The following is a 10,490-nucleotide window of genomic DNA, read 5'->3' as shown; positions in this document are numbered from 1 at the left end:
CCCCGACACCCCCCGACACCGGATCCCCACAGTTTCGGAGCGACCCCCTGTGACGCCTGAACACCCCCTCACCACCGGATCACACGACCTCGCCCTGGACCCGCCGCCCGGCTGCCCCGCCCACGGCCGGGGCCCCGGCGGACTGCAACGGCTCTACGGCCCCGGCGCGGAGGACCTGGGCATGCTGTACGAGCAGCTCCGCGAGCAGTACGGTCCCGTGGCACCGGTCCTGCTCCAGGACGACCTGCCGATGTGGATGGTCCTCGGTCACGCCGAGAACCTGCAGATGGTGCGTACGCCCTCGACCTTCACCAAGGACACCCGCGTCTGGGCGCCGCAGCGGGACGGCATGGTCAGGCCCGACCACCCGCTCATGCCGCACATCGCCTGGCAGCCCATCTGCGCACACGCCGAGGGCGACGAGCACAAGCGACTGCGGGGCGCGGTCACCGCCGCCATGGAGACCCTCGACGAGCGAAGTGTGCGCCGGTACATCTACCGAGCCACGCAGACCCTGGTCAACCGCTTCTGCGAGGAGGGCCGGGCCGAGCTGGTCAGCCAGTTCGCCGAGCACCTCCCGATGGCGGTGATGTGCCAGATCCTCGGCATGCCCGACGCCTACGACGACCGGATGGTCGCCGCAGCCCGGGACGCGCTGAAGGGCAGCGAGACCGCCGTCGCCAGCCACCAGTACGTCGTGGACGCGCTGAGCCGGCTCACCACGCTCCGCCGGGCCGAGCCCGCCGAGGACTTCACCAGCCACCTCATCGCCCACCCGGCCGGACTGACCGACGACGAGGTCCGCGAACATCTGCGCCTGGTGCTCTTCGCCGCCTACGAGGCCACCGTCAACCTGCTGTCCAACGTGCTGCGCATGGTGCTCACCGACCCGCGCTTCGTCGCCCGGCTCAACGGCGGCGAGATGACGGTGCCGGAGGCGGTCGAGCAGTCCCTGTGGGACGAACCGCCGTTCAGCACGATCTTCGGCTACTTCGCCAAGCAGGACACGGAGCTGGGCGGCCAGCGCATCCGCGCGGGTGACGGTCTCTTCTTCGCGCCGGCCCCCGGCAATGTCGACCCCCGCGTACGCCCCGACCTCGCCGCCAACATGCGGGGCAACCGCTCCCACCTCGCCTTCGGCAGCGGCCCGCACGAGTGCCCCGGCCAGGACATCGGCCGCGCCATCGCCGACGTCGGCGTCGACGCGCTGCTGTCGAGGCTGCCGGACGTCCAGCTCGACTGCGACGAGGAGGAGCTGCGCTGGACGACCTCGATCGCCTCCCGGCACCTGGTCGCGCTGCCGGTGTACTTCGAGCCGAAGCCGCAGCAGGACGTCAAGCTCAGGCCCACCCACGCCCCCGTCCCGCCGCAGCGCTCCTTCCGCCCGCTGACCATCGAGCCGAAGCCCGCGCCGGAGCCGGCGCCCTTCGAACCGCCGGCCTACGAGCCGTTGCCCGCCGAGCCGGTGCCCACCGTCCCGCGGCGCCTGCGGGGCCCCGACGCCTGGCGGCGCTTCGTGGCCTGGTGGCGGGGGTAGGCAGCGGTCGGTCCGCCGACGACGCCCGGCGGCGCCCACGAGCGCGGTGGTGCTGCCGGGCCCGCGGTGCTTCCTGGCCTGGTGGCGGAGGTAGTCCGAGGCGAGGTCGTCCGCCGACGAGCCCCCCTACGAGCCCGCCGGCGCTGCTGGGCCTCGCGGCGCTGCCGGGCCCCGTGCCCCCTGCGCCCGCGCCGGTGCTCTTCGGCCCGTCGGCCTTCGAGCCGGTGCCCGCCGTACCCGCGGCGCCTGCGGGGCCCCGACGCCTGGCGGCGCTTCGTGGCCTGGTGGCGGGGGTAGGCAGCGGTCGGTCCGCCGACGACGCCCGGCGGCGCCCACGAGCGCGGTGGTGCTGCCGGGCCCCGCGGTCTAGCGGGCCCAGCGGGTGTACGACGTCCAGGCCTCCAGGGCGCGGCCGCTGCGCAGGCGGTGCCGTGTTCCCGTGACCGGGTCGGTGAACTCCAGCTCGCGTGCCAGCAGTTGCAGCGGGCGCCGGAAGTCGCCTGGCGGCACGGGCGCGGTCACCTCCGGGTACAGGGGGTCGCCGAGGATCGGCACGCCCAAGGCGGTCATGTGGACCCGCAGTTGGTGCGTCTGCCCGGTACGGGGGACCAGCCGGTAGCGGGCCAGCCCGTCCGCCCGGTGTTCGACCGGCTCGATGTCGCTGGCCGCGTTCGGCTCACCCGGCACCTCGCGGGCGGTCAGCGTCCCGCGCTCCTTCACGATCCGGCTGCGCACGGTCACCGGCCACGCGCGCGCCGGATCGTACGGGGCGACGGCCTCGTACACCTTGCGCACCATCCGGTCGCGGAACAGCGTCTGGTAGGCGCCGCGTTCCTCGGGCCGGACCGTGAACAGCACCAGCCCGGCGGTGAGCCGGTCCAGGCGGTGCGCGGCGCCGAGCGTGGGAATGCCCAGCTCCCGCCGCAGCCGGGCCAGCGCGGTCTCGGTGACGTGGCTGCCGCGCGGGGTGGTGGCGAGGAAGTGCGGCTTGTCCACGACGACGATGTGCTCGTCGCGGTGCACGACCTCCAGCGGGAACGGCACGGGCACCTCGGCGGGCAGGTCCCGGTGGAACCACACGAACATCCCCGGCACGTACGGCGCGTCCGGGGTCACCGCCGTCCCGTCGGCGCCGACCACGAGCCCGGCCCGCAGCATCCCGTCGACGACCCCGGCGCCCGCCCCGCTGAGCCGCTCCACGAGGTGCTCCCGCACGGTGGCCCAGTCCCCGGTTCCCGGCAGCCGCACCCGCACCGGGTCCACCCCGTCACGCTGGGGCAGGGGGGAGGGCGGAGGAGGGGTGCGACGGCGTCTCATCGGGGTCCAGGGTACGGGGGCCGGATCATGCGGGCCGATCAAGCGGGCCGGACGACGGGAGGCCGGGCGACGGGAGGCCGGGGCGCGGGCCACGGGGCCGGAAAACCCGTTGGCCGGGGCGTGCCCGCTTGGCAGGATGCGGATCATGCCCTTCACCGCCGACTTCGTGCTGCCCGCCGGAAGCCTGTCCCGCGCCCCGCAGCCCGTGCTCACCACCGGGGACGGACTGGTCCTGCGCCCCTGGCGGGCCGGTGACGCCCCCGTCGTCCACGCCGTCTTCCAGGACCCGCTCATGCACCAGTGGCACATCAGGTCCGCCGACTCGCTGGAGGAGGTCGCCGGCTGGATCGAGGAGTGGCAGAAGGCCTGGGAGACGGAGCGCAGCGCCCAGTGGGCCGTCGCCGACGCGGACACCGACCGGGTGCTGGGGCGGGTCGCGCTGCGCGAGATCCTGCTCAGCGAGGGGACGGCCGAGGTGGCCTACTGGACCGCCCCGACGGCCCGCGGCGGGGGCATCGCGGCCCGTGCGACGACGGCGCTCGCCCGCTGGGCCTTCGACGAGATCGGCTTCCACCGCCTGGAGTTGATGCACGCCACCGCCAACGAGGCCTCCTGCCGCGTCGCCGCCAAGGCCGGTTTCACGCTGGAGGGCACCAAGCGCAGCGCCGTCCTGCACCAGGACGGCTGGCACGACATGCATCTGCACGCGCGCGTACAGGGCGACTGAACCAGCCGCCCCGCACGCGCGTCCGGCAAACACCTCCTAGACCGCCGCCGTCTCCGCCACGGCGGGAGCCGGCACCGTCGTCCGGGCGCGGTACGCCCGGTAGGCCGCGCCCGTCGCGAGCGTCGCCGCGAGGAACAGCACGGTGAACCACCGGAAGTACCAGTGGCCGCCCGCCGGGTCGTACACCGCCGCCCGGGGCCAGGCCAGGTTGACCGTCATCAGCAGGCCGTAGAGCAGGGCGAGGGCGTTGACGGGGACGCCCCAGCGGCCCAGGGAGAACAGCGGGGCGCCGGTCTCGTCCGTGCCGGCCGAGGGGAACCCGCCGCGCAGGCGGCGGACCAGGAGCGGGCCGGTGACCATCGCGTAGGCCAGGTACAGCATCACGATGCAGGTGGTGCCGATGGCCAGGAAGGCGTCCGGCGAGGCGAAGTCGAGCAGCAGCAGGGCCGCCGCGAGGACACCGACCACCAGCGCGGGGGCGCTGGGCATGCCGGTGCGGGGGTTCACGCGCGCGAGCCGGGCGGAGAAGGGGAGTTGGCCGTCGCGGGCCATGGAGAACAGCATCCGGCAGGCCGCCGTCTGGATGGCGAGCGTGGCCACCGCGATCGCGACCACCACGTCCGCGAGGAGCAGCTTGCCGACGCCGTCGCCGAGGCTGCTGGTGAGGACGTAGCTGAGCCCGTCGACGGCGAGGTGCCCGTCGGCGAGGCTGGGCGCGGCGAGCAGTCCGCCGAGCACGATCAGCCCGCCGAGCAGTCCGGCCGCGCCGAGTGCGGTGAGGATCGTACGGGGTGCCGTACGCCGGGGGTTGTGGGTCTCCTCGCTCATCTCGCCCGCGCTGTCGAAGCCGATCATCACGTAGGCGGCCGTGAACGAACCCACCGCCAGCGCCCCGAACAGACCGGACTGGGCGGCGCCCGTGGTGTGGAAGGTGATGCCGGGCGTGCGCTCGGAGTGGGTGAGCAGCAGGACGACGATGAGCACCGCGCCGATGATCTCGGCGGTCACACCGACCCGGTTGACGACGGACATCACGCGGTTGTCGACGACGTTCAGGAGGGTCGTGAGCACCAGCAGGCCCATCCCGAGCAGGGCCGCGTTGGCCGCGCCGTCGGGGGAGACGGGCGAGGGGTCCGTGCCGATCAGCTGGAAGCCGGACCAGATCGCCGGCAGCACCATCTGCAGCGCCAGCGCGGCCGCCGCGACCACGACGATCTGGCCGATCACCATGATCCAGCCGGCGAACCAGCCGAACGACGGCGTCGACAGCCGCGAGGACCACTGGTAGATCGCGCCCGAGAGGGGATAGCGGGCCGCCAGCTCCGCGAAGCACGCGGCCACGAGCAACTGCCCCGCCAGCACCGCCGGCCAGGCCCAGAAGAAGACCGGGCCGCCGAAGGCGTACCCGAAGGCGAAGAACTGGAAGACGGTCGTCAGGACGGAGATGAAGGAGAACCCGGCGGCGAACGAGGCGTACCGGCCCAGGCTGCGGTGCAGTTCCTGGCGGTAGCCGAACTCGGTGAGCGAGCGGTCGTCGGCGGCCGGGTGCGGCGGGTCGGGACGTACGTCGGTGGGAGAGGTGGTCGTCACGGCGGCACCTGCCTTGGGCGCGAATTCCTGTCGGGCGACAGAAATTAGGGACGCCCTGTTTCGGAGGCGTCACGCCGTCATGTCCGGTGCGGGCCCAACTCCTCACGCTCCCCCGCCGTGAGGGCTACACGGCAGGGGCCGCGCCCTCCTGCTCCGCCTCCACGCGCGCGTTCCACTCCCGCTTCGAGGCCTGCCAGCCGTCCTCGTTGTGGCCGAGGCGCCAGTAGCCGGAGATCGACAGGTCCTCGCGGGGGATCTGCAGCTCGACGCGGAGCATCCGGCGCAGTTCCTTCACGGCGGAGGCCTCGCCGTGCACGAACGCGTGCGGCCGGCCCTCGGGGAACTCCAGCGCGCGGACGGCCTCGACGAGCTTCTCGCCGACGGGCCGGTCCCCGCGGTGCAGCCAGGTGACCTCCACGTCGGAGTCGATCTTCTGCTCCTCCTCCGGGCCGGCGACCTCGATGAAGGCGTGCGCCACGGCGCCGGAGGGCAGGGACTCCAGCGCGGCGGCGATCGCGGGCAGGGCGCTCTCGTCGCCGGCGAGCAGATGCCAGTCGGCGCCGGTGTCGGGGGCGTAGGCGCCGCCGGGGCCCATGAAACGCACGGTCTCGCCCGGCTGGACGCGTGCCGCCCACGGTCCGGCCAGCCCCTCGTCGCCGTGGATCACGAAGTCCAGGGTCAGCTCACGGTGTTCGGCGTCCCAGTGGCGCACGGTGTACGTCCGGGTCACGGGCCACTGCTCGCGCGGGAACTCGGCGCGGATGCGCTCCAGGTCGAAGGGCTCCGGGTAGGTCACGCCCTCGGGCCCGAAGAGCAGCTTCACGTAGTGGTCCGTGCAGGTGCCCGCCGAGAACTCGGCCAGCCCCTCGCCGCCGAGCACCACGCGCTGCATGTGCGGGGTCAGCCGTTCGGTGCGGACGACCTGCGCGGAGTGGGGCTTCCGCGGCCTGCGCGCCGGACGTTCTGCCATGACGGCCTCCCATTTCTATGGTTAGGGTTACCTAAGTTAGCATCTCTCCCCCCGGAGATGCCCCTGGTGACGCCCTCGGCTTCCTCAGGCTCATCCGGCTCCCTCGTCGAGGACGGCTTGCCGTCACCGCGCCGGTCGTGCCGCGCCGCGAGAACATGCCTACGCGCCTGCCGCCCCGACGGCACTCAGCGTCAGCAGCAGCCGCTGGAGCGATCCGCCGAGGCCCCAGCGCTCGGCCAGCGCGTCCAGTGCCGCCCCGTCACGCGGCGTGCGGGGCAGAGTCGTGTCCACGTCCGGCAGCGGCACGTCGGCGGCCACCTTGACCACCGTCGGCGCGACGGCGACGTACGGCCTCGCCTCGTCCAGCCGCTTGCGCTGCGACGGGGTCAGCTTCGCCCGGGGGTCGTCGACCGCCGCCATGATCCCGGCGAGGTCGCCGAACTCGGCCAGCAGCTTGGCCGCCGTCTTCTCCCCGATGCCCGCCACGCCCGGCAGTCCGTCGCTCGGGTCTCCGCGCAGCAGCGCCAGATCGGCGTACCCGCGCCCGTCCACGCCGTACTTCTCGCGCAGCCACGTCTCGTCGGTCCTCTGCAGGGTGCCCACACCCTTGAGCGGGTACAGCACCCGCACCCCGCGCGCGTCGTCCACCAGCTGGTACAGGTCGCGGTCGCCGGTGACGATGTCGACCGGGCCCTTCGCCCGCGCGGTGAACGTGCCGATCACGTCGTCCGCCTCGTACCCGGCCACGCCCACCCGCGCGATGCCCAGCGCGTCCAGCACGGCCTCGATGACCGGCACCTGGGGCGAGAGCGTGTCCGGCACCTCCTCCTCGTCCGGACCGGCCGCGTGCTCCTCGGCGACACGGTGCGCCTTGTAGGAGGGGATCAGGTCGACCCGCCACTTCGGGCGCCAGTCGGCGTCCATGCAGGCCACCAGTTCGGCCGGCCGGTGGTCCCGGACCAGCCGTTCGACGAAGTCGAGCAGTCCGCGCACGGCGTTCACCGGCGTGCCGTCCGGGGCCTTCACGGAGTCCGGGACGCCGAAGTAGGCGCGGAAGTACAGCGAGGCGGTGTCGAGGAGCATCAGTCGTCCGGTCACGCCTCGCATCATGCCGCACGGGTGCCCCGGTGACCGGCGGGTATTCACTCCCGTGGCACACGTGAACGACGCTTGCGCATCCTGTGAACTGAGCCACTCGCGCGTTTGACCCCACCGGGCCAGGACAGGCGCCGCTTCGGAGCGGTGCCGGTTGCATGGTCAACCATTCGCGATCCATGAGGACGTCGCCCATAGGTGAACTCCGCACGGACGCGACCGCGCCCTCCGTCCCCGTCCCCGAACGAGGCGGGCCTCGGCATCGTCGTCCTCGCCCTCTACCTGGAGCGCATGACCGGTGCTGCAGGACGCGGTGCGCATCTGGCTGAAGGCCCACCCCGGTCTGGCCGGCCGATGGGCGCCGGTGGCCGGCGTGGCGGGGAAGAGCCGGGCGGCCGGGTGACCTGACAGCCCCGTCACCGCCTGTCGGGGGGCGGGCACCGACGTGCGACGCGACGCGTGCGGCGGGGCCCGCCCCCTCGTGCTGTCGGTACGATCCCGCGGGGCTGCCGACGCGATCCTCCCGCCGTCGCCACGGCAAGGATCCGGCCAACCACGCACAGCTACGCCCGGGCCTGAGGCGCGTTTCCGTGACTCCCGGGACGAGCGGGAACACCGGCGGCCGTTCGCGCATTGAACCGGAAAAGAGCCGTGCGCGTCCGGGCCCGGCGGGTGCCCGGGGCCGATCGGCTGGCGCGATCTGTGAGGTCGTGCGTGACGTCGCGTGTCCTCGATGTGACGGGCCCATGAAACGGTTTGCCGAACATGCGTAGGGTGCAGAGAACTCATCAGAGCACCGAGGATTCCGACGAGCGAAGGAGGGAGCCGGAGCGATGGGCGACCACAAAGAGCAGCCCCTGCGGGTCGGCGCGGCCGTGCGGCGGCGACGCCGCTCCCTGGACCTCACCCTCGCCGTCGTGGCCGAGCGCAGCGGCCTGTCGGTCCCGTTCCTGAGCCAGATCGAGAACGACCGCGCACGGCCCAGCACCAGTTCCCTGGAGAAGCTCGCCGACGCCCTGCGCACCACCGCCGTCGAACTCCTCGCCGCCGCCGACCCGGCGTGCAGCGTCGACGTCGTCCGCGCCGAGGACACCGAGCCGCCGGGTCCCGAGCCGCGCTCCCGCTCCCTGGTGCGCGGACACCACCAGATGCACGCCACGGAGTTCACCGGCGACCACGACGCCGGCCGTGAGTTCCAGTACCGCAACGACCAGTTGCTGTTCGTCGCCGACGGCGCGGTGGAGATCGAGGCGGAGGGCCGCGCCTACCGTCTGGGCCGGGGCGACACCCTCTACCTGACCGGCGGGGTACGCCACCGCTGGCGGGCGACCGTCCCGGACACCCGGGTGGTCGTCGTCGCCGTGGCGGAGCACATCGAGGCCGTCCGGAACCGGAAGCGGTAGTGCGGGTCGTCTCCCTCGTGCCCTCGCTGACGGAGGCGGTGGCCGTCTCCCTGCCCGGCGTGCTCGTCGGCGCCACCGACTGGTGCACCCGTCCGGCGGACCTCGGCGTCACCCGGATCGGCGGCACCAAGAACCCGGCCGTCGAACGCATCGCCGCGCTCGACCCCGACCTGGTGATCGCCAACGAGGAGGAGAACCGCGTGCCCGACCTCGCCGCCCTGCGGGCCGCGGGCCTGGAGGTGCTGGTCACGGAGGTGCGGGACGTCCCGCAGGCCTTCGGGGAACTGGCCCGGGTGCTGGCGGCGTGCGGAGCGCGGTCCCGGCCGCGCTGGCTGGACGAGGCCGAGGAGGCGTGGGCCGCGCCGGACCGGTTCGGCGCCCGCAGGACGGCCGTCGTACCGATCTGGCGCCGCCCCTGGATGGTGCTGGGCCGGGACACCTTCGCCGGCGACGTGCTGGCCCGCCTGGGCGTCGACCACCTCTACACGGCCCACGAGGAGCGCTACCCGAAGGTTCCCCTGGAGGAACTGCGCACGGCCGCCCCCGACCTCGTCGTCCTGCCCGACGAGCCCTACCGCTTCACCCCCGACGACGGCCCCGAGGCGTTCCCCGGCCTGCCCTGCGCGCTCGTCAGCGGACGGCACCTGACGTGGTACGGCCCGTCGCTCGCCGAAGCACCACGGGCGCTGGGCGGGGCCCTGCGAGCAGCGCTCCGCTGACGACGCCGCGGACGGTGCGCGCGGCGACAACGGCCCAGGCCGCCGCGAGGACGACGTACAGCACGACGGCGAGCCCGTCGTAGGCGAGCAGCCCGGTGTGCCGGGCCAGGGCCGCCGATCCGGTCACACAGGTGCCGACCGGGAAGGTGAACGCCCACCACGTCATCGAGAACCCCATCCCCTGTCGGCGTGCGCGCACCAGGTGGGCGCCGGCCAGGCACAGCCACAACAGCGCGAACCCCATGACCGGCACGCCGTACAGCACGGCGAGCACCGTGAGTTCCCGGCCGTCCGGCCCCGGCACCACGCCCGGTGCGACGTCCGCGAACTTCCCGACGGCGGTGGTGGACTGGCCGAGCGGGCCCAGGACGAGGAAGAGGGCCGGGGTGAGCGCGAGCGGCAGCGGACCGCCGGTCATCAGCCGGCCGAACACGACCGGCAGCATCAGGAGCGTGCCGAGCAGACTCAGCCCGAACAGCGCGAGACAGGCGAGGAGCAGGGTCTGCCGGGGCTGACCGGGCGGCAGATGCGGCACGAGCAGCGGGCCCGACGCGGCCGACACCATGGGCGCGACGAGCGGCAGCAGCCACACCGGCGACGCCTGCCCCGGCTGCACCGCGTGGCGTACGGCCATGAGGTACGGCACTCCGACGGCGGCCGCGAGCGCCACGACCGTACCGGTGGCGAACAGCACGGCGCCGAGGGCGACCGCGGCGTCCGTGCCGATCCAGTCCCGCCCGACGGTGAGGGCGCCGCCGCCGACGGCGAGCAGCGCCATCGCGAGGCAGCCGTAGAAGGGTGCCGTCGCCGGGTCGCGCAGGTGGGCGCGGGCCCGGTCGGGGTGGTGGCGCCAGTGCAGCGCGCGGGCGGCGAGGAGGGCCAGCAGGAGGGCCAGGGAGAGCGCCCACACTGCGGCGCAGGCCGGGCGCAGCCCCGGCGGGCGCACGGGGAGCGCGGCTCCCGCCGTGCCCACCATCGCCGTGCCCATGACCGTGGCGTACCAGTTCGGTCCGAGGTGCCGGACGGCGGTGCGCAGGGACAGGGCCAGGGCCAGGGGCGGGGGCGGCGGGGCGTCGGTGATCATGGGCTCCACCGTCGTCCACCGAGACGTTCGCGACCAGGGACGATGTCT

Annotated in this window: 9 protein-coding genes; 4 read left to right on the top strand and 5 right to left on the bottom strand. The window is 73.8% G+C overall.

Annotation, left to right across the window (positions count from 1 at the left end):
- Positions 1 to 49 precede the first annotated feature (49 nt).
- On the top strand, positions 50 to 1,537 hold the full coding sequence (locus tag ACFY30_RS24380; protein ID WP_390847252.1) for a cytochrome P450: 1,488 nt from the start codon (positions 50 to 52) through the stop codon (positions 1,535 to 1,537).
- Positions 1,538 to 1,903: 366 nt separating this feature from the next.
- Here the strand turns inward: ACFY30_RS24380 and ACFY30_RS24375 are convergent, their stop codons facing one another.
- Positions 1,904 to 2,854, bottom strand: coding sequence for an RluA family pseudouridine synthase (locus tag ACFY30_RS24375; protein WP_390847251.1), 951 nt, complete (start codon positions 2,852 to 2,854; stop codon positions 1,904 to 1,906).
- Positions 2,855 to 2,990: 136 nt separating this feature from the next.
- Here ACFY30_RS24375 and ACFY30_RS24370 point away from each other — a divergent pair, with 136 nt between their 5' ends.
- A complete protein-coding gene (locus tag ACFY30_RS24370; protein ID WP_390847249.1) occupies positions 2,991 to 3,581 on the top strand; it encodes a GNAT family N-acetyltransferase in 591 nt (196 codons plus the stop codon).
- A 36-nt stretch (positions 3,582 to 3,617) separates the two neighbouring features.
- On the opposite strand, the gene ACFY30_RS24365 is transcribed toward ACFY30_RS24370, so the two are convergent.
- The 3 genes from ACFY30_RS24365 to ACFY30_RS24355 all read right to left on the bottom strand — a co-directional run bounded on the left by ACFY30_RS24365 (position 3,618) and on the right by ACFY30_RS24355 (position 7,248).
- Positions 3,618 to 5,171, bottom strand: a complete 1,554-nt coding sequence (locus tag ACFY30_RS24365) for an amino acid permease (RefSeq protein ID WP_390847248.1) — start codon at positions 5,169 to 5,171, stop codon at positions 3,618 to 3,620.
- 124 nt (positions 5,172 to 5,295) lie between these two features.
- Positions 5,296 to 6,141: a siderophore-interacting protein gene (locus ACFY30_RS24360; RefSeq protein WP_390847247.1), complete on the bottom strand. Its 846-nt coding sequence runs from the start codon at positions 6,139 to 6,141 to the stop codon at positions 5,296 to 5,298.
- A 159-nt stretch (positions 6,142 to 6,300) separates the two neighbouring features.
- The gene (locus tag ACFY30_RS24355) at positions 6,301 to 7,248 is read right to left on the bottom strand and encodes a 5'-3' exonuclease H3TH domain-containing protein (protein WP_390847426.1); all 948 of its coding nucleotides are present in this window, start codon (positions 7,246 to 7,248) and stop codon (positions 6,301 to 6,303) included.
- Between the two features lie 821 nt (positions 7,249 to 8,069).
- Between ACFY30_RS24355 and ACFY30_RS24350 the strand changes: the two genes are divergently transcribed.
- Both ACFY30_RS24350 and ACFY30_RS24345 read left to right on the top strand, forming a co-directional pair.
- A complete protein-coding gene (locus ACFY30_RS24350; RefSeq protein WP_390660805.1) occupies positions 8,070 to 8,639 on the top strand; it encodes a helix-turn-helix domain-containing protein in 570 nt (189 codons plus the stop codon).
- Complete coding sequence (locus ACFY30_RS24345; RefSeq protein WP_390847246.1) at positions 8,639 to 9,358, top strand: helical backbone metal receptor; 720 nt, start codon at positions 8,639 to 8,641, stop codon at positions 9,356 to 9,358. Before ACFY30_RS24350 ends, ACFY30_RS24345 begins: the two co-directional genes overlap by 1 nt.
- Here ACFY30_RS24345 and ACFY30_RS24340 read toward each other — a convergent pair.
- Positions 9,270 to 10,442 carry a TDT family transporter gene (locus tag ACFY30_RS24340; protein WP_390847245.1) on the bottom strand — a complete coding sequence of 391 codons (1,173 nt, stop codon included), beginning with the start codon at positions 10,440 to 10,442 and terminating at the stop codon, positions 9,270 to 9,272. The genes ACFY30_RS24345 and ACFY30_RS24340 overlap by 89 nt on opposite strands.
- Between the last annotated feature and the right edge of the window lie 48 nt (positions 10,443 to 10,490).

This window comes from Streptomyces sp. NPDC000345 (assembly GCF_042898825.1).
GTDB lineage: Bacteria > Actinomycetota > Actinomycetes > Streptomycetales > Streptomycetaceae > Streptomyces.
Note: the sequence above shows the minus strand (reverse complement) of the source record. Positions and strands in the feature narration are given on the sequence as shown.